Below are 23,010 nucleotides of genomic sequence, written 5' to 3'. Positions count from 1 at the left end.
CTTGAGCAGGTTCTCCGGGGAGGCGAAGACCTCGTCGGGCACGTAGATCGTGTCGGTGACGGCCTTGCCGCCGACGGCGGCCGAGGTCAGGACCTCGTAGTGGTTCTTCTCCTGCTGGGCGGCGGCCTGCACGTTGCGCAGGGTCACCGGGTCCAGCTTGTCCTTCAGCTTCTCGGCGCCGACCGTGTTGACGATCGTGGCGAGGATCTCAGCCGTCGCGGCGACGGCCGCGATGTTCTCCGCCTGGTTCGCGTCGGCCGTGTTGACCTTCGCGTCGGCCGTACCGGTCGCGAGGCCCATCAGCCCGAGGGAGCCCAGCGCGACGGCGGTCCCCTTGACCAGGTTGCGACGCGTCGCCGCGGGCTGGTCGGCGCTCTGCCGGTCGATGGTCTCGTACAGGTGGTTGGTGACGTCCGTCATGCGGACTCCTTCGTCGTGATGAGTGCTCCCGGGGTGCGAGACGCAGGTCCGGAACACGGACCTGGTCGCGGCGGACCGTCGGACGGCCGTCGCGCCGTGTCGGTGCGGCCGGCCACGCCGTTCCGCCGCGCACGGGTGATGGACCGCCCGCTCCCGGCGTTGGCGGGTCCCGGAGCGTCGATGGGCGGCGTGCAGCGCATGGGTGAGCGGACCGCGTGACGCACGATGCGTCGTCCGTCGGTCCTGCTCTTACAACGTAAGTCGACCCCGATCGGATGCGCCCTCCCGCTCGTCTGGCGCATTCGCGCGTCCTCGACGGGGGGGTGGGGGGGGACGCCGGCCGCCCCCGGGCGCTCCGCTCAGGGTTTCGTGGCGAAGAAGACGATCGTCACCGTGGCCATCGCGGCGGCGCCGAAGCCGCAGGCCGCGAAGAACATCGCGGCGATGCGCCGCAGGACGATGTTGGCGTTGCGCATGTCGTTCATGGTGACGACGCTACACTTTTCGACTTACAACGTAAGGCTGGCGGGCCGATGCGCGGGTGTGCGCGTTCGCGGGTGCCGCCGGACGTGCTGTTCCACGCCGTGCATCCTCGACGTCGACGCACGCCGGGATGACGACCTCCTGAGCCGAGGGCGTCGCGGTCGGTGCGACCGACGCCGACAGGTCGCAGCTGTTCGTCCGGGCAGCCGATCGGCAGCGGGATCGTCGGGTGCCGGGTGGGCGACGGGTGAAGGCTACGGGGCCTGGTTCCGGGTGTAGGTCAGGACGACCACGCCGGACGCGGTCGTGACGTGGTTGCTGAGCGCGAACGTGGCGAGACGTGCCCGCTCGTCGAACATCCGCTTTCCGGCGCCGAGCACGATCGGGAAGAGCAGCAGTCGGTACTCCTCGACGAGGTCGTGTTCGGCGAGCGCACGGACCAGGGTCCCGGAGCCGAAGACGACGAGGTCGCCGTCGGTGCGGGTCTTGAGGTCGTTCGCGACGGCCCGGAGATCGGAGCCGACCGCGTGGGAGTTCCGCCACGCAGGGTCGAGGGGCGAGGACGAGACGACGTACTTGGGCATGCTGTTCATCGCCGCGATGGCCGGCTCGGTCTCGTCGACCCCAGCCCAGGCGCGGTGGAGGATCTCGTAGGACCGTCGGCCCAACAGCATCCCGGCGGCGTCGACGGTGACCCTCTCCATGACGCCGTTGACGGTCTCATCGCTGTAGGGCGGAACCCAGCCGCCGTGCGAGAAGCCGCCGTCGCGGTCCTCGTCCGGCGACAGGGGCGACTGGATGACCCCGTCGATGCTCATGAAGTTGACGACGACGATGCGACCCATGGACTGACCTCCGTGCTCTCGGTGGGCGTGCCTTCGCAGATGGGACCGAGCCGGCCGTGAGAACTCATCGCGGTCGACCCGGTCTCGGGGGGAGCGCTCAGCGACGTCCGGCAGACGATCGAATCCGGGACGGAACGGGTGGCCGGTCAGCGTGGGCCGGCCGCGGCCTCGCGGCGTCCGACCGTCGTTCCCTCGTGGGACGAGCCAGAAGCGGAGTCGGTCCGGACGGCCGGTACCGTGGGCCGATGCGGCTCCTGGTGCTCGGCGGTTCGGGATTCGTCGGCCGAGCTGTCGCCGACGAGGGCCTCGCCGGCGGGTGGGACGTCGCGACCCTGAACCGCGGGACACGTCGGCATCCGGACCCGCGCGTCCGGCAGCTCGACGGCGATCGGCTCCTCGACACCGGCCTGAGGGCCGCCCTGGGGGAGCGGTGGGACCTCGTGGTCGATACGTGGTCCGGAGCTCCGGGGGTCGTGCTGCGCGCCGCGCGGGCTCTCGAGCCGGTGGCCGACCGGTACGCGTACGTCTCGAGCTGCTCGGTGTACCCGTATCCGCCGAGCGCCGGGGTCGACGAGACGGCAGCGCCCGTCGCCGCGGTCGCGGACGCCGAGGGCGTGGACTACCCCACGGACAAGCGCGGCGGTGAACTCGCGGTCCAGGCCGTGTTCGGCGACCGTGCGCTGATCGCGCGCGCCGGGCTGATCCTCGGCCCGCACGAGGACGTCGTCCGGCTGCCGTGGTGGCTCCTGCGCATCGATCGTGGGGGCGATGTCCTCGCTCCCGGTCCTGAGGATCTGCCGCTGCAGTGGGTGGACGCCCGCGACCTCGCGCGTTGGATCCTGTCGGCCGCAGAGCGCGGCCTCTCCGGGCCGTACAACACGGTCAGCAGACCCGGCCACGGCACCATGCGCGAGCTGCTGGGCGGCTGCGTCGCCGCGACCCGCTCCGACGCGACCTTGCACTGGACCGACGCCGCGACGATCGAGCGTGCGGGGATCGAGGCGTGGTCCGAGCTGCCGATCTGGATCCCCCACGGTCACGAGGCCCGCGGCATGCACCTGATCGACAGCGCGCGAGCCGCGGCCGCCGGCCTCACCTGCCGCCCCCTCGACGAGACCGTCCGGGACACGTGGTCGTGGATCCTCGACGAGGACCGCCGGCCGCCGCTTCGGACCGATCGGCCGGCCCCGGGCGTCGATCCCGAGAAGGAGCGGAAGGCCCTGAGCCTGACGTGACCGACGGCTCGAGGTCCGCATCTGCGGCCCGACGCGAAACCGCATGCCAGAGGACGATCCGTCACGGGACAGGCCGAGCTCCCAGGCGGGGCGCTCGGCTCGGGCGAGTCGCCTCCTACGCCCTGCGTTTCGCTGGTGCGGTCCGCGGTGGGCTGGTGCCCCCCCCGGAACGGCGAAAGCCCCGTCTTGGATGGGGCTTTCGTGTGCGTCTGGGAGGTGGAGCTAGACGGGCTCGAACCGTCGACCTCCTGCATGCCATCCTGCGGTCGCAGCGCTGATCTCGGAATCCGCCGCGCGCGATAAGGCTCGAACTGTCACCTCCTGACGAGGCGTTCGGTTCTGCGTGCTCGACCGCCGTCGAGGTCCTGCGACTCCGGCGTGCTCTACCTTCGGTCTCCCGGGGCGCCGCCCAGAGCACGGACTGTCCGCGACGCGTCGACGCGGTATCACGCATGGCGCGTTGAGTGGTTGGTCACGTCGGACGTACGCGACCTGCGACGAGCGGGCCGACGATGACCGGCATCCTGCGCCAGCGGTTTGTGCGCAGGTCCTTCACGTCAAACCCGGAATTGCGGAGGGCCGCCAACGTATCGCGGTTGCAGTTGCAGCCGTACCCGATTGCGCGCCATGGACGGTGGAGTCGGTCTTGGATCCAGGCCAAGCGTCGGCGCTCGGCACGGACGTGTTCGATCACGAGGAAGGCGCCGCCCGGTCGCAGGACGCGACGAACCTCCTTCAGCGCCCGGTGGACATCGTCGACGGTGCACAGCACGAGGGTGCTGACGACGGTGTCGAAGGAGGCGTCGTCGAAGGGGAGGTCTTCGGCACCGGACTCCACGACGACGTGCCGGCCGTCGAGGTTGCGGAGGCGCTTGGCCATCGACGGCTCGGGCTCGGTGAGGGTGACGCTCGCGATGGATGGCGGGTACGCGTCGAGGTTCAGGCCGGTGCCGGCCCCGAGTTCGAGGATGTCGCCGGTCGCGTCGGCGAGGACGGTCCGCCGGAGCTCGTGCATCCCGGAGCGCTCGCCCCAGGCGAGCAATGGGTCGTAGATGGCGGTGAAGACGGGGCCGTAGAGCGACACGACGCGATCGTTTCGGAATTGCACGGGCTTTGGATGTGCGGCGGACCCATCGTCGAGCGGCGCGAGCGATGATCCTGGTCCCGGTCGCCGTGCGGCAGTCTCGGCCGGTCGGCTCAGGAGTTGACGGTTCTCGCGAGTGGCCGGCCGACGTTTGCTCCGCAGTCTGGCGCCTAGATCAGGACTGCCGCGATGAGGATCGCGGTCGTAGCGATGCCCAGGACAACGGGGAAGTGCCACCATCCGTTCCACTCCTCGTAGCCGTGGATCTGCGTCAGAGGATCGCGAGCGCGCTCGTCGGGCTGGTTGCCGCTCATCATGCTCCTCCTCGGTGGACTTGAGAAGTTGTGTCTGGGTGTTCGTCGGGGGGCGCGCAGAGACGGTCAAGCAGGCGCCAGGCCGATCGCTGCAGGACCGCGGTGGTGTCGTGCACCGCGGCCTGGGCGGTCTCCGAGACGTTCGCTGTGGAGGCGACCGCCCGGACGATGACGGTCGTGCAGGCATTCAGTGCGGCGCGTTCGGCGACTGCCCAGCGGGCCCCGGACGCGGCGTCCCCGGTGAGGGGCCACCCGAGCACTCCGCCGCCGGCGACGGTCGCCGCGATGCCGGCACTGGCGTAGTGCGACGCACGAGCTTTGTCCCGCGCGAACGTGAGCCGTCCGACGGGAACGTCCGCGGACGCCTTGAGGAGGGCAGCGCGAGCGGTTGTCTCGGCGTTCTCCACCGCTTCGGTCGCGGCCGTCGCCGTTTCGAGGTCAGTGATCTCGTTCAGGGCGGTGAGGCGATGGGCGGCCTCCTGAAGACCTGCTGCTTGCAGCCACTCTGGAACATACGTGCGGATGAACCAGTCGAGCACGAGGTGCTCCCGGCGGCGTAGCGTGTCGAGGTCGCTGCCGCTCTTGCGCGCCCGGGGGCGCAGAGCGGTGATCTCCCTGGCCGCCTGCGACGTCGGCGCGACGCCGCGCTCGAAGGAGTCGCAGAACGTCTGGACCACGAGATCCGCCCCCGTCAGAGGGTCGGTCGTCGCTACGAACGGCTTGGGGGCCAGCAGACGCGCCCAGCGTGTCGGCGATCTCTGGGCCCGGCATGAGAGGTCGGTACTCATACCCAGAGCGTCGCCGTGAGGGAGCAGCGAAACCATGGCCGGTTTCCCCCATCTGAATCCCCGCGCTCACGAGCAAGGCCCGCGGGTTCGACGACGTCACCAGCGGTTTGGGCCGTTGATCTGAGGGATCTCTGGCGAGGCGAGATGGCGGGACCCACCCATAGCGTTGAGGCGGGGCCGACCGGAGACTCGCGGGATGGGCATCCCACCTTCGCGCGCTCCTGCCGCAACCGTCGAGGCACCGCCCGACGCGCTTCTGGAGGCCGCCCGGGACCTGATGGTCGCCGGCAAGCGACTCGAGACGCAGGCGATGGGCCAGACCGACGAGTCCGAGCGCCTGGCCGCGACGCTCGGCGTTCTCGGTTCGACTCTCGTCTCCATGCGCCAGACGCTGGAGCACATCTCCGACCGCGGTCCGGGGATCCCCAGCGACCGCGAGATCGACGGCGTCCTGCGCGTTGTGCGACGCACGCTCGACGATGCAGCGCAGGGCTGCGCCCGCGCCCGCGATCTCGCGTCTCGCCCGGACCTTCCACCCGACAGCCGCAGCCCGCACGGCCCGCTGGCTGAGGAGCCCTAGAGCGCACCGAAGGTCCCACAGGATCGAGTGGCGCCGTGTTGCCGACGAGAGCCGGCAGGACGCGCCGGCCTTCGCGTTGCGTCTGATCGAGCCGGTGCCGCGTCCTCGCGCAGAGGGCGGGGCGAGGGTGCTCGCTGCCGCTACAGGAGGCGTCCACCGTCGGTGGCCCAGCGGTCCGCGGCCTTCTGCGCCGGTGTGAGACCGGTGGGCACAACAGGTCTCCCGGACTCAGGGGAGGGCGGGCCGGTGCGCAACAGAACGTCCTGTCGGGCCCGTGAATGCGCAATCCGCGTCGCCTCTCTGGGGTGGCCGGCCCCGGGCCACGGAGCCAGCAGTAGCAACAGTCGCGCGGTGGTCGTCGCGAGTACCGAGTGTCGCTCGTTGGGCTCGAGTTCGAACGTGAAGCCCGAGGATGCGTCGATGTGGGTGCCCGCGTCGTCGGTGAGTCTCACGTGGCCGGAGATCACGACGACCCATGCCCGTTCGTGCACCTGGTGCTCGGCCAACACCTGTCCCTCGTCGAGGCCGAGCACGATCGCGCGGGTCTCATCGGTGGTCGACAGGACGCGAGGGGGACCGGGGAATCCTTCGAGCGCGTTGATGTCCCAGGTCTTCATCGCCCTAACGTACGCCGACTCGTGCGAGCGGGTGAGAGCACATCTCGTCGCGGCCGACCACACGGGCACCGCGATTGATGCAACCCGGGCGGAGCGGCACGGCGTCTGACGTCCTCGCTGTCCGTCTCGGCTTGGCGCGCGGACCGATGGCATGGTCCAGACCGTCATCGGACCCCACTCGGCAAGGTGCTTGGATGATCCTGGGGCTCCGACGCCGATTAGGGGTTCGTGGCGGGCTCGAGCGTCGGGCGAGCCACGGGATAGCGCCGTCCGTGTAGGAGTGGGGAGAGCACGACCGTCGTCGCCACCAGAGTCGCGGCACCGATCAGCACGACGGTGATGGGGAACCAATGGTCTCCGTGGTTTTGGATCGCGACGGAGGCGGTCGCGACCGCGGGGGCGTGCAGCACGTCGAGGCTCATCATCGCCACCGCTGCGACCGATGCGGCGATCGCGACGGAGAGTCCACCGCCCCCGAGCAGCGCACCGACCGCGACGCCGGTCGACGCTCCGACGAAATGGCCTCCGATGACGCGGCGCGGCGCGACGCCGGGCAGGTGTGGAGCGCTGTGCTTGAGCGCCGCGGTCGCGAGGAACGGGGCGATCAGCAGCGGCATGTCCAGCGCCTTGCCGATGGCGGCGACGAGGATGGCGCTGCAAAACACGCCCACGCCCATCCGGACGTAGGGGAGGAGGCGGGGAGGAACGATCGACGTTGGCATTGCGGCGAGGAAGCCTGCCGACGACCGCCGAAAGAATCCAATATCAATCTTTGACCAACCGATAACCAGAGGTGATCGAGCGTGAATGTGCGGCACCTGAGGTTCTTCGTCGCCTTGTCCGAGAAACGCCACTTCGGGCGGGCCGCGGCGGCGTGCGACGTGTCGCAGCCGGCGCTGTCGATGGCGATCCGCAGGCTCGAATCCGAGCTGGGGGTACGGCTGATCGAGCGTGGGGGAGCAGGGATGATCGGACTGACCGACGCGGGCGAGGCGTTGGTCATCCGCGCTCGTCAGACCGTCAGCTCCGTCGAAGGGATCACGGCGGAGGCCACCCGGTTGCGGGGCCAGCTCAACGCGACGTTGCGATTGGGGACGGTACCCACCGCGGTAGCCGCTGCACCGACCCTCATCGCGCCACTCATAGATGCCCATCCTGGCGTCCGGGTGGAGATCCGGACCGCGCCCGCGGACGTGCTGGTGGGCGAGGTGCTCCGCCATGAGCTCGACGCCGCCCTGGTCTACGACGATGTCGGTGCGCCGTCTCTCGAGCTCCGGCCGCTCTACAGCGAACGCTTCGTCCTGGTGGGCACCCCGGACGACGACGATGACGACAAGGTCGACGTCTCGTGGCGATCAGTAGGTGAGAGGTCGCTGTGTCTGCTGACGCCGGAGATGCAGCATCGCGTGATCGTCGACGACGCACTGCGCTCCGCCGGTGTGGTGGTCCGTCCGCGGGTGCAGGCCGACTCGTTCGCGTTGCTCCTCGGGTTCGTCCGTCAGGGATGGGCGACGGTGATCGGCCACACGTGGCTCATGGGAGAGCATCTTCCGGCGGGGACGCGCGCGAGGACGATCCTCGACCCGGTGATCGAACCGACGATCGCGCTGATCGCCGCGGCTGCCGGGCCGCCGGCTCCCGTCGTCCGTGCCCTCACCGACAGCCTCGCCGGCACGGACGTCGAAGCGCTGATCGAGACGGCCCTGAGCGGAGAATCGTGATGCATCGTTTGTCGATCGTCACTGCATCATTGGTTCCGTCGTTGCGGATCGGCAGGGAACGGGCCGCCGCGTGCGCCCGTCGTGCGAGCCCACCCGTCGCGGCGGGAGCGGATCGGCGGGGGACGGAGTCGCGGGTCGCTCTCGCTGCGCATCGACGGCCATGCGGGTCGCGTTGGCGGGAGACGTGAGCGACGCGAGTTGTTCTGCAGCCGGAAGGGGGTGGTCATGGTTCGACGAGCCCCCGTCGGATGGCGTAGCGCGCCAGTTCGACGCGGTTGCGCAGGCCGAGCTTCTCCAGGGCGTTGGAGCGGTGACGCTCGACGGTGTGGGGGCTGATCACCAGCTGGACGGCGATCTCGTCGGTGGTCAGACCCTCGGCGATCTGCTTGACGACCTCCTGCTCGCGGGCGGTGAGGACGTCGCGGGGGAGCGATCCGCCGGCGCGGGCGTCGTCGAGGAGCTCCTTGGTCAGGGCCTGCAGCGCCTTGGGGTAGAGGAACGGTCGGCCGAGCATCGCGCCGCGGCACGCGTCGACGAGGTCGCGGTTGGCGGCGGACTTCAGGACGTACCCGGCCGCTCCGGCCTTCAGCGCCTCGAAGAGGTACTGCTCGTTCTCGTGCATCGAGAGCAGCAGGATCCGGATCTCCGGGCGTCGCCGGGTGATCTCGCGGGCGACCTGCAAGCCGGTGCGGCCGGGCATCGAGACATCGAGGATCGCGAGATCGACGGTGCCGCGCAACGCGATCTCCACCGCCTCGATCCCGTCCCCGGCCTCTTCGACGACCTCGAGGTCGGGTTCGCTGTCGAGGATCAGGCGGATGCCGCTGCGGACGAGCGCGTGGTCGTCGGCGAGCATGATGCGGGTGCGTAGGGGAGTGGTCATGACGCGGAGCTCTCGAGGGGAATCGAGCAGCGGATGGTCGTGCCGAGCCGCGTCTCGGACGTCATCTCGAACGTGGCCCGGATGAGGCGAGCGCGCTCGCGCATGCCGGAGAGGCCGCCGTCGGGGTCGGGGAGGTGCACGAAGCCTCGGCCGTCGTCGGAGACGGTCAGCACGAGGTGTCCGTCGTCGACGCCGAGGGAGACGGTGATCGTGTCGGCGTGAGCGTGTCGGATCGCATTGGTGAGCGCTTCTTGGGCGATCCGGTAGATCGCCAGCTCGACGTCGCCGTCCAGGGCGGGGATCGGCGGTCGCAGGTCGCGGTGGATGGTGTTGCCGCTCTCTTCCTCCACGCGGCGGCAGAGCGCGATCATGGCGTTCAGCAGGCCGAGGTCGTCCAGGCCCTCGGGACGGAGTCGCCTGGCGATGCCGCGCACGTCGCCGAGCGCTCTGGCGACGGTGCGTTGCGCGAGTTCGCGGTGTTGGGGCTCCATCTCCGCGCGGTCCAGCTGGAGGGCCAGCGCGGTGAGGGTCTGGCCGAGCTCGTCGTGGATCTCGCCGGCGACGCTCCGCCGTTCCGCTTCCTGTGCGGCGGCGGTCCTGCGGTCGCTCTCGAGCCGTTCGAGGCGGAAGCGGTCGAGCATCGACTCGAACGCTTCGAGGAGCTGCTCGACGTCGCGGTCGTCCGGCGCGATGCGCGCCCGGAGGTCCGGGTCGGGGTAGCGCGGATCGATGGTCCCCATCGCGTGCGCCAGGCGGTGCAGCGGGGCGAGCAACCGGCGCAGCGCCAGGTAGATCGACAGGAGGATGACCCCGAGGCCGCCGACGATCAGGGCGCTGTCGCGGACGGTCATCGGTGAGGAGATCGTCACCGGCGAGAGGATCAGCGCCCCGGTCACGACGATCAGGACGATCGAGGCGACGAGGAAGATCTGTCGCGCCAGCGGCATCCGCATCATCCTGGTGGTCATCCGCATGGACCGACGGTCCCAGATCGCAGCGTCGGTGGTCACGCGTCGTCCGTGATCCGCAGGACCTCGAGCGTCCGGCTCCGCCCACCGGGCAGCGCGATTTCCACCGTGTCACCGACCGCGCGACCCATCAGCGCGGCGCCGACCGGCGAGAACGCGGAGACCGCCACGACGTCGCCGTCGTCGTGCACGTCGACGCCGAGCGTCAGACGGTAGAAGCAGCGCTTGGCACCGTCGTGCACCTGCACGGTCGTGCCAACCGCGGCCAGCGCGTAGCCGCGGTTGTCGGGGTGGTAGGTGTCGGGGTGCGCGATGACCGCGCGCTGTAGCGCGGTCTCCAGCAGCACGATCTGGTCGGCCAGTCCGTTCCCCGGGACCGCGGGATCACCGGGCCCCGTGTTCCCGGTGGGCCTGGACACCTGCTCGACCTTCAGACGCGCCAGCTGGGTGGTGAGGGATTCGAATTCGAAGACCGTCACGAGGACGACCTTTGTCGATGAGAGTGCGGCCAGCGGCATACCCATGACCATGCAACGCACGGGGCCCCGCGGCCATGGTTGCTCTCCACCATCCCGTCGGCCGCAGCCGCGCAAGCGCGCGAAGCAGGTCGTGGCACCGGTGGTGCTCGGGGACCGGGAGGAGCGCCTCGCGGATGCTCACGATCATCAACGACGCTGAGGATCCGTCTTCCCACGCGACCTGCACCGTGGTGCCAGCAGGTTGCCACAGGACCGCTGCGCCCATCGGTGAATGCGCATCGACGTCCAGCGCTCCGCGTCGTTCCCGGCCGCCGGGGCCTGCGACGACCCGGATCGCGAGCGTCCCGCCGTCGGCGGTGAGGAGGTCCACGGTGGAGCCGACGGCGACGAGCCCCGGCCCGGGCGCGCCGGTGTGCAGGATCACCGCGGCTCGCAGCACGCGATCGAGGTACGCGATCCTGCCGGCGACCGTCAGCCGCGGATCCGTGGGACACCGACCGAGGCGCCGCACGCCGCTGTCGTAGGTCGCGGAGAGGTCCTGCATTTCGATCTCGAGCAGGTTCCGCGCTCCGGCGGTCATCAACAGCGCGTCCGGGGACGCATCGGTGGGGAAGGGCATCGCCGAAGCGTCGATCACCCCGCCTCCCGGAGGCATGGCCGGTTGCCCCCATCATCGGAGCAGATGGCAGGGACCGACCATGGCGCCTCAACGCCGGGAGCGGGACGCTGCGGTGATGGTGAGCGTCCGCACGTGGCTGACCCATGACCGACACCACCCGCCGGTGGACCGCCTCTTCGATGCGGCATGCGACCTGATGATCGCCACCCGCGCATTCGAGACGCAGAGCACGTGTACGCCCGAAGACCCCCCGTCGATCGCCGCGACGCTCGGCGTCCTGGACGCCTGCCTGCGCACGCTGCAAGCATCACTGCCGAACCTCGCCGACCGCGCACCGGCGTGCACCACCTGCGTCCAGACGAGCCGTGAGCTGCAGCGTGCCGAAGCGGCGCTGGCTGATGCCGCGGCTGCATGCGATGCGGCACGCAAGAGCGTCCTGGCCGCCACCCGCCGCTGCTGACTGTCGTTGAGGGCCCCTGCGAGCGCGACCTGTGGCTCAGCGTTTCGGGCCGGGGGTGCAGAGTCGGTAGCGGCGGACCTCGGTGGTCGTCCGCGTCCTGCCGTGACGCTTTGCGCGTGTCGTCGCCCTGACGGTCGCGATCCGCCCCCGGGGAGCGCTCGGAAACCCATGCGTTGCGGTAACGCAAGCATTACGCTAGCTTCCTGATGTGGACCGTCCTCTTCAGCGCGGACGTCGAGTCGTGGCTCGCCGGGCTCTGCGACGACGACTGGGACTCGATCATGGCGTCCATTGAGCTCCTGGAAGTCCGAGGTCCCGCGCTCGGGCGGCCGGCCGCGGATCGGATCAAGACCAGCACGCACCACAACATGAAAGAGCTCCGGTCGATCGGCGGGCACCTGCGGGTGCTGTTCGCGTTCGACCCGGTCCGGCAGGCGATCCTCTTGATCGGCGGCGACAAGTCCGGCGACTGGACCGCCTGGTACGAGCGCAACATCCCGCTCGCCGACGCGCTCTACGCCCACTACCTGACGTACCTCGACGAGAGCGAGTGACCACTATGGCGTTCACAAAGCCCAAGACCGCTGCGGAGATCCGCGCGCAGCGCCCGGATACCCCGGAACGCGCTGCGCGCCGGGCGGCGCTGGTCGAGAGCCTCGAGGCCGAGGCGGCCCTGCACGAGATCCGCGAGCGCCGTGGCATCAGTCAGGCCGTGCTCGCCGAGCGCCTCGAGGTCAGCCGGCCGCGAGTGTCGACGATCGAGCGGGCGGGGGAGGACCTCCGCGTCTCGACGCTCGAGCGCTACGTCGCCGCACTCGGCGGCAGGCTCCGCGTCGTGGCGACGTTCGACGACGAGGAGATCGACGTCTCGCCGCACGGAACCCGAGCCGATTGACCCTGGCGCCCCTCGGTCAGCGGCGATGTGTTCCGATCAGCGCTCCTCTTTGGGACGACGGGTCGCGCATTCACCGACCGTCGTCGGGCCAGATGTCGCCGTATTCCCGGCCAGACTCGCCGAAGGACAGGACGGGCCCGGTCGCAGCCGGGCCCGTGGAACGCCTGGCGCTCAGCGCGCCGCGCGGATGACGACCTTCAGCGCCGTCGCCTTCCGGCCGGTGCCGAAGCGCAGTGTGTAGACGCCGGCGACGATGCGACGGCCGGAGACGCGGCGGAGCTCGGTCCGGGTGCGGCGGACGGTGCCGGTGGCGTAGGTGCGGCCGTGGCGCGTGAGACGGGCCTTCATCGTCCGGCGCTTGGCGGTGGCACCGGAGACGGCGCAGGTGATCTGCGTCGAGCTCCGGCGCACCAGACGGCAGGTGACGTCGGCGTCGTCGCCCTTCGCACCGGGGTCGCCCTTGGGACCCTCAGGGCCCGAGCTGCCGGGCGCCCCGGGTGTGCCGGCCGGTCCGATGTCGCCCTTGGCGCCGGGCGTGCCCGCCGCACCGTCGGTCCCGGGGACGCCGGGGGTGCCCTGGGAGCCGGTGCTCCCGGCCGGCCCCGTGTCGCCCTTGGGCAGCGCGCCGCCCGAACCGGTGAGCGGCACGTCGGCGGTGATCGGGATCTCACCGGTACCGGTCAGCCGGACCGCGGCCTGCCGGGCGCCGGTCGTCGACGGGGCGAAGCGCACGTCGATGGCGCACGTCTCGTCCTTGTCGAGCGTCGCGCCGGTGCACGTGTCTCGGGTGACCAGGAAGTCGCTCGGGTCGTCCCCGACGACCGCGGGACGCGTGACGTCGACGTCGTCCTGTTTGGCGGTGAACGTCACGGTGCGTGCGGCGGAGATCGTGGACTGCGCCTGCTCGCCGAACGCGACGGGGGCCGTCGGGGCGGCGACGGGGCTGCCGACCTCGAGGGCGACGACGTCGCCGAAGCGCACCGGCTGCGTGCCGGCGGGCTGCGGGGCGCCGTTCGCGAAACGCACCTGCCAGCGGGACCCGGCGGCCAGGGTCGTGCCGTTGAGGCCGGTCACGACGCCCCGGGCGGTCGTGACGTCGTCGACGCACCCGGTCGGGATCGATGAGGCCTTCGCCGTCTCCAGGACGCTGGTGAGCGGCGCGCCGGAGGCGACGCGGACCGCGCAGAAGCGGACGTCGCCGTCACCGGCGTCGATGCTCAGCGCGATCGGCACGGTCGTGCCGTCCGGGACGGCGGTGACCGGTCGCAGACGCGGGTTCGCGGGGTTCGTCCGGGCGGGTGCCGGCGCGGACCAGCGGAAGTTCGACAGGGCGCGGACCGCGACCTCGGTGGCGTTCATGTCCGTGCTGCCGGCGGGATAGGCGGTGGTCGGCGCGTACTTGAAGCTGCCGTACCCGACCTCGCCCGGGTTCTGGTTCGTGCCCGAGAGCCGCTGCAGGCCGAGGACGAACTTCACCGGGTTCTGGTCGTTGGGGGTCGTCCACTCCGTGCCCTGCGGGTCGACGCCGCAGGCCTTCAGGCCGATCAGCGCCCAGCCCGCGGAGGGCAGGTTGTTGGGCTGGATGAAGTTCTCGGCGGCGGTCCCGAAGCCACCGGTGGTCGGGTTCAGGCGGCGCTTGAGGAAGTCGACGCCCTTGGCGACCGCGGTGTCGGCCGGCGTCATGCCCTCCTGGCAGAGCATGGAGAGGACCGCGCCGGTCATGTCGATGTCGCCGGTGCCGTTCGTGCCGGCGGTGTAGGACCAGCCGCCGACCGCGGTGCGGCCCTGGGCGTCGGGCGTCGTGGACGTCTTCTGCGCGGTGAGGAGGTTCGCGACGATCTTCTGCCGCACGCCCTTCGGGAGGCCGAGGCTGTCGGTGGCCAGCAGCGCGAAGCCGTCGCTGTTGGGCGCGAAGCCGCCGAAGTCGCCGTTGGCCTTGCGCCACTTGCTCGCGAGCGACGCCGTGAGGTTCAGGTCCTGGGTGATCTTCGTGACCTGGATGCCGGCCGAGGACGAGATGAGCGCCTCGCGCCCGAATGCACCGGCGACGTTGGAGGTGTTCGGCAGCGTCGCGTACGAGCCGGGGTAGGTGCCCTGCTGATAGTCCTGCAGGCTCTGGGCGACGCCGGGGTTCTGGACGTCGGCGGCGTTGATGCCGGCCGCGGCCAGCGAGGTGATGACCCAGTTGCCCTGGAAGCCGGGCAACGAGCCGTTCGTCGGACCGCCGGGTGCCCCGGCGGCGGTGCGGCCCTGCTGGTTCACCACCCAGGCCGCGCCGCGCTGGATCGCGGTGTCGACCTCCGCCTGGGGTGCGGGCGCGGCACCGGCCAGGGCCGGGAAGGCGGCCGTGGTGAGGACGGCGGCGATGCCGAGGGTGCGCAGCCGGAGGCTGCTGGTTGAGCGCATGTCGTTGCTCCTGTTCTGGGACGACGACACGCGGTGGGCACGGACTCCGAGGAGGAGGCGTGCCTGCACGGACGCCGTCCTCTCGCGAGACGGGGTGGCCTATGACGTCCGGGCGGATATTCGGGCTCGGGTTCGTCCTCGCGACTCGCCTTCCCGGTTCAGGACGACGTCCTGTTCCAGTGGCGACGAGAGTCGCTCGTCCCCCATACCGCTGCGCGTCAGCCCCGGATTCCCACCGGAGTTCCCCGCCCGTGACGGCAGCAACGTAGCAGGCTCGACGTGGCGCGTCGGCGGTCGCCGGGAACGTCGGTCGTCCCGCGCCGGATCCTGGGCGGGGCGTTGCAGGCGTGCTAGGTTCGCCCCAAACATCAGCGGAACGTGGTGAAGGGAAGACCGGTGAGAGACCGGCGCGGACCCGCCACTGTGAGCGATCAGGACCACCGCACGCCAGCGTGCAGCCACTGGGAGAGGGTCTCCTGGGAAGGCGCGGAGGTCCGTAGTCGTGAGCCAGGAGACCTGCCCGGTCCGCCCCACGTCGATCACCCCTCGGGACTAGGGGAAAGGACTCCATGGCTCGCTCCATCGCGGCACGCTCACGCGTCGCCGTCCTCATCACCACCACCCTGCTCGCCGCCGCCGGCGCGCCCATCGCGCACGCCGCGCCGTCGGACCAGCGCGTCCGCATCGAAGGCAAGGACACGACCCTCTACGAGGGCACGATCCGAACCGACGGTCACGCGATCCGCGCCTCGTCGGACACCGAGCCGCGGATCTGCGACGGCACCAACAACGGCGCGCACGCCACGCCGGGCCCGACGCCGACGGCCGCCTCGGACGACGCGATGCGCAGCATTGGCCAGGACTTCGACGGCCAGTGGTACCCCGGCTTCGACGACTACTTCATCCAGCGCTTCGGGCCCGACGGCGAGGACGCCTCGACCTACGCCTACTGGGGCATCCTCGTCAACGGCATCTACACCTCGGTCGGCGGCTGCCAGTACGGGCTGGCCCCCGGGGACCAGACGCTGTGGGTCTACGACGCGTTCAACAACCGGGACCTCCTGCGCCTCGACGGGCCCGAGGGCGTCGGGGAGCCGACCTCCGACGCCGAGGGCGCGCCCCCGACCGCGGCGGCGAAGAGCACCTTCACCGTCGGGCTCGGCCAGCCGTTCGTCGTCTCGACGGTCCGCAACGAGGCGACCGGCGACATCGGGGCGGCCGGCTACCGGCGGCCCGCCGTCGGGGTCCGCGTATCACCCGTCATCACCGCCGCCAACGGCGCCCAGACCGTCGCGAGCACCGACCCGGCGACCGTGGTCTCGGACGCCGCGGGTCGCGCGACGCTGAGCTGGACGACGCCGGGCTGGAAGCGGATCAAGGCCGAGGGCACCGGCTTCGTCCGCTCCAACCGGCTCGACATCTGCGTGACCGACGCCGCCGGCGGAGGCTGCGGCGCCACGCCGCCGGCCGACACCGCCACCCGCGTGCCGCCGCCGAGCACCGTCCCCGCCCCGGCGCCGACCCCGGCCGGCAGCGGGGCGCTGACCGTCGGCGCGCCCGCGCCGTCGGGTCGGGGCTTCCGCGTCGGTGGACTGACCGTCCAGGACCTCCGGGTCACGACCGACGGGAACCCCTCCGCGCTGGTCGGCGTGCGCTGGACCGTGCTCGGCGGTTCACCCACGAAGGACTGGCGCATCGAGTACCGCGTGCCGGGCGTGAAGCAGGCGCGGTGGCGGACGGCGAAGCGCGGGACGGTCCAGACCTCCGCGCTCCTCGACGTCCCGGCCGGGCGGACGGTCGACCTGCGTGCCCGCTTCGCGGCGCCGACCGGCCGGGCGGTCGTGCGGCAGATCGGCCGGGTCGTCGTCCCGATCGATGAGCGCGTCCGCCAGGTCCGCTTCTCCGGCCGGATCACGCGTCAGGCGGACCCGCTGGCGTGGCGGAAGACCGTCACCCGGATGCGTCGCGGCACGTCGCTGCGGGTCACCCTGCCCGCCGGGCGCCCCGCGCTCGTCGTCCGTGCCGACCGCCGCCGGGCCGTGATCGAGGTCCGCTCGGGCCGGGGGCGCGCGCAGCGCGTGACGGTGCCCGCCCACGCCGACGGCCGGACGGTCGTCGTCCGCGCGCGGGAGCGCCGCCGCGGCTCGGCGGTGCGGATCCGGGTGCTCTCGGGCGTCGTGCGCGCCGACGGCCTGGCCGTCGGTCCCTGAGGTCACGATGCGCGGGGGTCGCCGATCCGGCGTGCGGCTGCGGCCCCGCTTCGCGGTGGTCGCGGTGCTGCTCGCCCTGCTCGCCGCTCCGCTGGACCTCGTCGGGCCACCGGCCGCCGTCGACGCCGCCACCGGTGCGGCTACGAGCGGCCGCGACAGCGCCCGCCTGGACCGCATCGTCCGCTTCCTGCAGGACACGCAGAACGACGACGGGGGCTACGGCGGCATGCCCGGCGCCGCGTCGGATCCCCTGATCAGCGCGTGGGTCGGCATCGGCCTGGCCGCCGCCGGGATCAACCCGCAGGACCAGAAGGCCCCCGGATCGCGCACGCGCAGCGTCGCGACCTACCTCGAGGCGCAGGGGCCGATCACCTCCGGCGGACGCCCGCCGGTGACGACGGAGTTCGAGCGCATCGGCATGTTCGTCAACGCCGCCGGCATGGACCCCCGCAGCTTCGGCGGACGCGACTACGTCCGGTCGCTGCTGGAGCGCCAGTCGCCGTCGGCCTGGGAGCCACCCGCCGCCGCGGCGCCGGCCGGTGGCGCCGCGCCCGACCTCTCGGCGGCCGCACCGCCCGTGGGTCCCGGGTCGCTGCCGACCGACGGCAGCTCGTCGTCCACCGCGCGCGTGCCGGCGAGCACGGTGCCCGCCGGCTGGTTCCCCCACGTGCAGGGCGGAACGGCGCCCGGGGTCAACGACACGATCTTCGCGATCTTCTTCCTCGCCGGCGCCGGCGGCACCGACACGAAGGAGCCGATCGCACGCGCCGCGCGGGCCGTCGAGGCGATGCAGCGCCCTGACGGCACCTGGCCGGCGGTCCGACCCGGTGATGGCACGAGCGTCGACATGACCGGGGCGGCGATCCAGGCGCTCTGCGCGGCCCGGCGCTGCGGCACCGTCGCGGTCCGTCGCGCGATGACGTGGCTGAAGGCGCACCAGCAGCCCGACGGCGGTTGGCAGGCCGGCGACCTCGCCGACGAGCGGCCCGGCGAGTCCAACGCCGGCACCACGCCGTGGGTCGTCCAGGCGCTCTGGGCGACGGGCACCGATCCGGCGACGTGGCGCCGCGGCGGCAGGGATCCCCTCGCGTTCCTCGGCACGCTGCAGCGGCGCGAGGGCAGCATCCGCTGGCGCGAGAGTCGCGACCTGAACCCGACGTGGATGACCGCCTACGCCGCGCCAGCGTTCGCCGGTCAGGCCTGGCCGGTCCCCGCGCCGCCACGTCGGGCCGAGGTCCGCCGCGAGGCCCGGGCGGCCGCGGCGAAGGAGGCCCGCGAGGAGCGGGTCGCCTCGCGGCGACGGGTCCCCCAGAGCGGCGAACGCGGCGACGCAGGGGACGCCTCGACCGACGGCGGCGTCGTCTCCGGCGGGGGTGGCGGCCGCGGAGCGGACCTCTTCAGCCGACCGCAGCCGCAGAGCCGCGGTGCCACGACCGGCGGCGTCCGGGACACCGAGCGCGACCAGGAGCGCCGCGACGGCACCCGCGGGAGGGACGGCGCCACCGGCACGGCCGCCGCGAGTGGACCGGGGGACGACGGCGGGGTCCAGAACGGCGAGCGCGGCTCGGCGGAGGACGCCGGCGGCACGTCCATCTCCGGCGACGTCGTGCAGGAGCCGCGCGGCACGCAGGGCACCCAGCGGGAGCGCGCGATCGCGCCAGGACTGCGCTCAGCGCGCGCCGGCGATGCCGCACCTCCGTGGGCCATGATCGGCCTCGGAGGCCTCGCGGTGGCGGTCTTCCTGGCCGGGATCGGCCTGGAGCGACGAATACCTCGGGACGTGCTGTCGTGACCCTGCGGGCCCGCCACGTCGGACCCGGGGCGCGGGGCGTCGTCGCCCTCGCCGTCGCGCTCCTGCTCGCCGGGTGCGGCCTCGGCGCGGGGGAGACCCCGCGCGACGTCGCTCTGCGGGTGACCGACGACTTCGGCGGCGGGGCGATCAGCGATTCCGGCCACCCGAGGCTGGAGGGCGAGGACACCGTGATGCGCCTGCTGCGGCGCAACGCCCGGGTGCAGACCGCCTACGACGGCGCGTTCGTGACCGCGATCGACGGGCGCGACGGTGGAGAGCGCACCGACGGTCGGCGCCGCGACTGGTTGTTCTTCGTCGACGGGGTGCAGGCCGCGAAGGGCGCGACCGCGACCCGGGTACGCGACGGCGACCGGGTCTGGTGGGACCGGCAGGACACTGCCCTGGCGCCGGTCGGTGCGGTCGTCGGCTCGTTCCCCGCGCCGTTTCACCGGGTCGCCGACGGGGCCGACGTGCGCTGCGCGGACCCGTCGGGTCCGGCGTGCCGGACGACGATCGAGCGGCTGCGCGCCGTCGGCGTGTCCGCCCGGGCGCGGACGCTCGCCGATCGCTCGCCGGTGGTCGGCGTCCGCGTCCTCGTCGGACCGTGGCGGTCGCTCCGCGCCGTCGAGGCCGCCGAGCCGTTCGCCCGCGGACCCCGCGTCTCCGGCGTGCTGGCGGTGCCCGTGCGCGGCGGCGTGGCGGTCTACGACAGCTCGGGCCGCTCCGGTCCGCTCGTCCGCCGGTGGGGCCTCGTGGCGGCGATGCGCCGTCGCGGCTCCGGGGTCACCTGGCTGGTGACGGGGTCAACCGAGGCGGACGCCGCCTCGGCCGCCGCGGCCCTGCGCGAGACGACCCTGCGCGGGCGCTTCGCCGTCCTGGTGCGCGGCGCGCAGGTCGATCCGGTCCCCTCCGGGCCACGCCGGTGACGGCCGACGGGCGGCGCGGCCCGGGCTCCGCGCTGCACGCCGCCCGGCCGACCGTGGCGGCCGCCTGGTGCGCCGTCGTGGCCGCCGTCGCGCTCGCCGTCTCGCACCCGCTCGCCCTCACCGGGCTGCTCGTGGGCGTGGGAGGCGTCGCCGTGCGGGTGGGGGCGGCGCGCCACGTCCGGCGGCTGCTCCTCCTGGCGGTCCCGCTCCTCCTCGTCCTGGTGGTCGTCCAGGTCCTCCTGGACCGCCACGGTCTGACCGTCCTCGCGCGACTGGGCACCGCGCCGGTGCTCGGCGCGGTCGACGTGACGCTCGAGGCGCTCGTCGCCGCCGGGGTCCTCGTCCTGCGGCTCCTCGTGGTGTTCGTCGTCACGGCGATCGCGGCGGCCTGCGTCGATGTCGACGCGCTGCTGCTCGCGGCGCACCGCCGTTGGCCGGCCGGGGCGCTGACCGCCTCGCTGGCGCTGCGGATCGCCCCGGTGCTCGTCCGCGACGGCGCCCGGATGGCGGACGCGCGCCGTTCCCGTCCTCCCGGGACTCCGGGCGCGGGTGACGACCCGGCGACGCGCCTGCTCGTGGTCCGCGCGGTCACGGGCTCGGTCCTCGAGCGGGCATCCGACCTGTCGGCCACGCTCGAGCTGCGCGGCCACGGCCTGCCGCGCACCCCCGCGCGCCGACGACCCGCAGGGACGCGGCGGCCCCGCTCCCGTCACGACCTCGCCCTCTCGGCGTCCGCCACGCTCCTCGTGGCCGGTGCCGCCGCCGGGATCGCCGACGGCGCGCTCCGCCTCGGCACCGACCCCGAGCTCGCCGGAGCGCCGCTCCCCGCCGTGCTGCTCGCCACCGCCGTCCTCGGCCTGCTCGTCGTCGCGCCGATCCTCGCCCGCCGGGGGACGACGTCGTGACCCTCGAGGCGCCGGTCCTCGAGTTCGAGCACGTCACGGCCACGCACGCCGGCGCGACCGCCGCGGCCCTGCGCGATGTGTCGTTCGTCGTCCGGCCGGGCGAGTTCGTGGTCCTGGCGGGCGCGTCGGGCTCGGGCAAGTCCACGGTGCTGCACGCCGCCTGCGGCCTGCTGCCCCACCACGTCGGTGGCGTGCTGCAGGGCCACGTCCGCGTGACGGGGCGCGACACCCGGGAGGCCACACCCTCGACACTGGCCGCGGTCGTCGGCACCGTCCTGCAGGACCCCGAGACGCAGGTCGTGATGAACGTCGTCCGCGCGGAGCTCTCCCTGCCCCTGCAGCTCCGGGGGGAGGACGAGTCCACCGTCGCGCTGGCCGTCGAGGAGGTCGCCCTGGCGCTGGGCATCGAGGGGCTGCTGGACCGGCGCACGAGCGCGCTCTCGGGGGGCGAGCTCCAACGGGTCGCGCTGGGGGCGGCGCTGGTCGCGGGTGCCCGCGGAGGGCCGTCGGGTGGACTGCGGCTCTTCCTGCTCGACGAGCCGACCGCGCAGCTGGATCCGGTCGCCGGCGACGAGCTCGTGTGGCTGCTGCGCCGGCTGAACGAGGAGCACGGCACCGCCGTCGTGCTCGCCGAGCACCGCCTGGACCGCTGCCTCCACCACGCCGACCGGGTCGTCGTCCTCCAGGACGGCCGCGTCGCGTGCGACGCGGTGCCGGCGGCGTTCCTCGACTGGGCGGCCGACGCGGATCCGGCGCTGCTGCCACCGGCGGCGCGGCTCTTCCGCGCCGCGGGCCGCCGGCCGCTGCCGGTGGGAGTCCGCGATGCGCGACAGGCGCTCACCGGGCCCGGACGAGGTCGGCACGGCCCGGACGCCGCGACGCCCCCGGATCGCGCCGTCGGCGGCGGCACCGGGCTGTCCCGCCGCCCCGGTCGCCGGACGCCACCGACCGGGTCCGCCGCGCGCGTACGCGGCGTGTGGCGGGAGATCGCCGACGGGCCGGTCGTCCTCCGCGGCGTCGACCTCGACCTGCGCCCGGGCGAGCGGGTCGCCCTGATGGGCCGCAACGGCGCGGGCAAGTCGTCGCTGCTCCGGGTGCTCGCCGACCTCGATCGCCCCACGCGCGGCCGGGTCGAGCGCGCCGGCCCGGTGCGGCTGCTGCCGCAGCACCCCGGCGACGTCCTGCTGCACGACCGCGTCGGCGACGAGACGACGCCCGCAGCACTCGAGCTGGTGGGGCTCGACCACCTGGCCGACCGCCACCCCCGCGATCTCTCCGGTGGGCAGCGCCAACGTCTCGCCCTCGCGGTCGTCCTCGCGGGCGGCGCGCCTCCGGCGATCCTGGGCCTCGACGAGCCGACCCGCGGGATGGACGCTAGGGCTCGCGCCGCGCTCCTCCGGGAGCTGCAGCGGCTCTCGGCCACGGGCACGACGCTGGTGGTCGCCACCCACGACGTCGAGTTCGCCGCGGAGCTGGCCGACCGGGTGGTGCTCCTGGGTGGAGGTCGCGTGATCGCGGACGGTCCACCCGCGGCACTCCTCGGCCAGGGCTGGTATTTCGCGACGCAGACCGCGCGGATCCTCGAACGGCCCGACCTGCTGACCCCGGAGGCCGGTGCCCGGGCGATGCTCGGCGGGGCGAGGGCCGACGGGCCGCTGCCCGCCGCGGACACCGGGGCGAGGGCCGGCTCGGCGCACCCCGACCCGCCCCGCTCCCCGGAGCCCGCCGCGCCGGACCGGACGCCGCGATGAGCCCCGCGCTGCCCGCGACGGTCCTCGTCGTCCTCGCCCTCGTCCTGATGGCGTGGTGGTACGAGCGCACGCGCCCGCCGTCGCGGGTCCTCGCCCTGGTGGCGACGCTGGCGGCGCTCGCGGCCGTCGGGCGCCTGGCCCTCGCCCCGGTCCCGAACGTGCAGCCGACCACCGACGTCGTCCTGCTCGCCGGTCTCGCCCTCGGCGCGGCTCCCGGGTTCGCGGTCGGCGCGGTCGCGGCCGTGGTCTCCAACGTCGCGTTCGGGCAGGGCCCGTGGACCGCGTGGCAGATGCTCGCCTGGGGGTGTTGCGGCCTGCTGGGCGCCGGACTCGGTGCCGTCCTCCGCGACCGCGCCGGACGCTGGACCCTGGCCCTGGCCTGCGGCGTCGCGGGCCTGCTGTTCGGCACGATCATGAACGTCTCCGTCTGGCTCGGCGCGACCGGTGGCGGGGCCGGCGCGCTGCTCGCCGTGATCGCCTCCTCGGCGCCGTTCGACATCGCCCACGCCCTGGGCAACGTCGCGTTCGCCCTCGCGTTCGGCCCCGCGATGCTGCTGGCGATCCGCCGTGCCCGCGCCCGCCGAGAGGGACGGTTCGCCCCCGCGGTGGAGCGCAGCCCGCAGTGACAT

General features: G+C 73.0%; 25 protein-coding genes and 2 riboswitches. Of the genes, 12 read left to right on the top strand and 13 right to left on the bottom strand.

Annotated features, from left to right (window positions below):
• From Q7T67_RS11600 to Q7T67_RS11590, 3 genes are all read right to left on the bottom strand, one after another.
• On the bottom strand, window positions 1-420 hold a 420-nt coding region (locus Q7T67_RS11600; protein ID WP_304789299.1), incomplete at its 3' end, for a hypothetical protein.
• A 359-nt stretch (window positions 421-779) separates the two neighbouring features.
• Window positions 780-905, bottom strand: a complete 126-nt coding sequence (locus tag Q7T67_RS11595) for a hypothetical protein (RefSeq protein WP_304789298.1) — start codon at window positions 903-905, stop codon at window positions 780-782.
• Window positions 906-1,157: 252 nt separating this feature from the next.
• Window positions 1,158-1,748, bottom strand: coding sequence for a dihydrofolate reductase family protein (locus Q7T67_RS11590; protein WP_304789295.1), 591 nt, complete (start codon window positions 1,746-1,748; stop codon window positions 1,158-1,160).
• Window positions 1,749-1,993: 245 nt separating this feature from the next.
• On the opposite strand from Q7T67_RS11590, the gene Q7T67_RS11585 reads away from it, so the two are divergent.
• Entirely contained in the window at window positions 1,994-2,983 is a 990-nt protein-coding gene (locus tag Q7T67_RS11585; protein WP_304789292.1) for an NAD-dependent epimerase/dehydratase family protein, read from the top strand.
• A 472-nt stretch (window positions 2,984-3,455) separates the two neighbouring features.
• On the opposite strand, the gene Q7T67_RS11580 is transcribed toward Q7T67_RS11585, so the two are convergent.
• From Q7T67_RS11580 to Q7T67_RS11570, 3 genes are all read right to left on the bottom strand, one after another.
• A complete protein-coding gene (locus Q7T67_RS11580; RefSeq protein ID WP_304789289.1) occupies window positions 3,456-4,067 on the bottom strand; it encodes a class I SAM-dependent methyltransferase in 612 nt (203 codons plus the stop codon).
• A 170-nt stretch (window positions 4,068-4,237) separates the two neighbouring features.
• Complete coding sequence (locus Q7T67_RS11575) at window positions 4,238-4,381, bottom strand: hypothetical protein (RefSeq protein ID WP_304789286.1); 144 nt, start codon at window positions 4,379-4,381, stop codon at window positions 4,238-4,240.
• The gene (locus Q7T67_RS11570; protein WP_304789283.1) at window positions 4,381-5,169 is read right to left on the bottom strand and encodes a hypothetical protein; all 789 of its coding nucleotides are present in this window, start codon (window positions 5,167-5,169) and stop codon (window positions 4,381-4,383) included. Before Q7T67_RS11570 ends, Q7T67_RS11575 begins: the two co-directional genes overlap by 1 nt.
• A 196-nt stretch (window positions 5,170-5,365) precedes the next feature.
• On the opposite strand from Q7T67_RS11570, the gene Q7T67_RS11565 reads away from it, so the two are divergent.
• Entirely contained in the window at window positions 5,366-5,749 is a 384-nt protein-coding gene (locus Q7T67_RS11565; RefSeq protein WP_304789282.1) for a hypothetical protein, read from the top strand.
• 140 nt (window positions 5,750-5,889) lie between these two features.
• Here Q7T67_RS11565 and Q7T67_RS11560 read toward each other — a convergent pair whose 3' ends face one another.
• Complete coding sequence (locus Q7T67_RS11560; RefSeq protein WP_304789280.1) at window positions 5,890-6,366, bottom strand: hypothetical protein; 477 nt, start codon at window positions 6,364-6,366, stop codon at window positions 5,890-5,892.
• 218 nt (window positions 6,367-6,584) lie between these two features.
• Window positions 6,585-7,031, bottom strand: coding sequence for an HPP family protein (locus tag Q7T67_RS11555; protein WP_304789278.1), 447 nt, complete (start codon window positions 7,029-7,031; stop codon window positions 6,585-6,587).
• Window positions 7,032-7,169: 138 nt separating this feature from the next.
• Here Q7T67_RS11555 and Q7T67_RS11550 point away from each other — a divergent pair, with 138 nt between their 5' ends.
• Window positions 7,170-8,087 (top strand): LysR substrate-binding domain-containing protein, encoded by a 918-nt coding sequence (locus Q7T67_RS11550; protein ID WP_304789276.1) that lies wholly within the window; start codon window positions 7,170-7,172, stop codon window positions 8,085-8,087.
• A 223-nt stretch (window positions 8,088-8,310) separates the two neighbouring features.
• On the opposite strand, the gene Q7T67_RS11545 is transcribed toward Q7T67_RS11550, so the two are convergent.
• Genes Q7T67_RS11545 through Q7T67_RS11530 form a run of 4 tightly spaced genes read right to left on the bottom strand, consistent with a single transcriptional unit; the run spans window position 8,311 to window position 11,036 of the window.
• Complete coding sequence (locus Q7T67_RS11545; RefSeq protein ID WP_304789275.1) at window positions 8,311-8,970, bottom strand: response regulator transcription factor; 660 nt, start codon at window positions 8,968-8,970, stop codon at window positions 8,311-8,313.
• Window positions 8,967-9,980 carry a sensor histidine kinase gene (locus Q7T67_RS11540; RefSeq protein WP_304789273.1) on the bottom strand — a complete coding sequence of 338 codons (1,014 nt, stop codon included), beginning with the start codon at window positions 9,978-9,980 and terminating at the stop codon, window positions 8,967-8,969. The genes Q7T67_RS11545 and Q7T67_RS11540 overlap by 4 nt, the downstream gene beginning before the upstream one ends.
• Entirely contained in the window at window positions 9,977-10,357 is a 381-nt protein-coding gene (locus Q7T67_RS11535; protein WP_304789271.1) for a GreA/GreB family elongation factor, read from the bottom strand. Before Q7T67_RS11535 ends, Q7T67_RS11540 begins: the two co-directional genes overlap by 4 nt.
• Window positions 10,323-11,036 (bottom strand): hypothetical protein, encoded by a 714-nt coding sequence (locus Q7T67_RS11530; protein WP_304789269.1) that lies wholly within the window; start codon window positions 11,034-11,036, stop codon window positions 10,323-10,325. The genes Q7T67_RS11535 and Q7T67_RS11530 overlap by 35 nt, the downstream gene beginning before the upstream one ends.
• A gap of 118 nt (window positions 11,037-11,154) precedes the next feature.
• Here Q7T67_RS11530 and Q7T67_RS11525 point away from each other — a divergent pair, with 118 nt between their 5' ends.
• The 3 genes from Q7T67_RS11525 to Q7T67_RS11515 all read left to right on the top strand — a co-directional run bounded on the left by Q7T67_RS11525 (window position 11,155) and on the right by Q7T67_RS11515 (window position 12,391).
• Window positions 11,155-11,496: a hypothetical protein gene (locus Q7T67_RS11525; protein WP_304789268.1), complete on the top strand. Its 342-nt coding sequence runs from the start codon at window positions 11,155-11,157 to the stop codon at window positions 11,494-11,496.
• 206 nt (window positions 11,497-11,702) lie between these two features.
• Window positions 11,703-12,050 (top strand): type II toxin-antitoxin system RelE/ParE family toxin, encoded by a 348-nt coding sequence (locus tag Q7T67_RS11520; RefSeq protein ID WP_304789266.1) that lies wholly within the window; start codon window positions 11,703-11,705, stop codon window positions 12,048-12,050.
• 5 nt (window positions 12,051-12,055) lie between these two features.
• The gene (locus tag Q7T67_RS11515; RefSeq protein ID WP_304789264.1) at window positions 12,056-12,391 is read left to right on the top strand and encodes a helix-turn-helix domain-containing protein; all 336 of its coding nucleotides are present in this window, start codon (window positions 12,056-12,058) and stop codon (window positions 12,389-12,391) included.
• A 171-nt stretch (window positions 12,392-12,562) separates the two neighbouring features.
• Here the strand turns inward: Q7T67_RS11515 and Q7T67_RS11510 are convergent, their stop codons facing one another.
• Window positions 12,563-14,797, bottom strand: a complete 2,235-nt coding sequence (locus Q7T67_RS11510; RefSeq protein WP_304789262.1) for a hypothetical protein — start codon at window positions 14,795-14,797, stop codon at window positions 12,563-12,565.
• 93 nt (window positions 14,798-14,890) lie between these two features.
• Window positions 14,891-15,081: riboswitch (cobalamin riboswitch) on the bottom strand.
• A gap of 51 nt (window positions 15,082-15,132) precedes the next feature.
• Window positions 15,133-15,336, top strand: a riboswitch (cobalamin riboswitch).
• A gap of 30 nt (window positions 15,337-15,366) precedes the next feature.
• Between Q7T67_RS11510 and Q7T67_RS11505 the strand changes: the two genes are divergently transcribed.
• From Q7T67_RS11505 to Q7T67_RS11480, 6 genes are read left to right on the top strand one after another with little or no spacing between them, the layout of a single operon-like run.
• On the top strand, window positions 15,367-17,007 hold the full coding sequence (locus Q7T67_RS11505) for a hypothetical protein (protein WP_304789260.1): 1,641 nt from the start codon (window positions 15,367-15,369) through the stop codon (window positions 17,005-17,007).
• A gap of 31 nt (window positions 17,008-17,038) precedes the next feature.
• Window positions 17,039-18,799, top strand: a complete 1,761-nt coding sequence (locus Q7T67_RS11500) for a prenyltransferase/squalene oxidase repeat-containing protein (protein WP_304789258.1) — start codon at window positions 17,039-17,041, stop codon at window positions 18,797-18,799.
• Window positions 18,796-19,725, top strand: a complete 930-nt coding sequence (locus tag Q7T67_RS11495; protein ID WP_304789257.1) for a DUF4430 domain-containing protein — start codon at window positions 18,796-18,798, stop codon at window positions 19,723-19,725. Before Q7T67_RS11500 ends, Q7T67_RS11495 begins: the two co-directional genes overlap by 4 nt.
• Entirely contained in the window at window positions 19,722-20,630 is a 909-nt protein-coding gene (locus Q7T67_RS11490; protein ID WP_304789255.1) for a CbiQ family ECF transporter T component, read from the top strand. Before Q7T67_RS11495 ends, Q7T67_RS11490 begins: the two co-directional genes overlap by 4 nt.
• Window positions 20,627-22,381: an ABC transporter ATP-binding protein gene (locus Q7T67_RS11485; protein WP_304789253.1), complete on the top strand. Its 1,755-nt coding sequence runs from the start codon at window positions 20,627-20,629 to the stop codon at window positions 22,379-22,381. Before Q7T67_RS11490 ends, Q7T67_RS11485 begins: the two co-directional genes overlap by 4 nt.
• Window positions 22,378-23,007 carry a DUF6580 family putative transport protein gene (locus Q7T67_RS11480; protein ID WP_304789251.1) on the top strand — a complete coding sequence of 210 codons (630 nt, stop codon included), beginning with the start codon at window positions 22,378-22,380 and terminating at the stop codon, window positions 23,005-23,007. Before Q7T67_RS11485 ends, Q7T67_RS11480 begins: the two co-directional genes overlap by 4 nt.
• Window positions 23,008-23,010 lie beyond the last annotated feature (3 nt).

The sequence above is a fragment of the Patulibacter sp. genome, from assembly GCF_030655195.1.
Lineage (GTDB): Bacteria > Actinomycetota > Thermoleophilia > Solirubrobacterales > Solirubrobacteraceae > Patulibacter.
The sequence above is the reverse complement of the archived record's forward strand: the minus strand, read 5'-3'. Positions and strand labels throughout refer to the sequence as shown.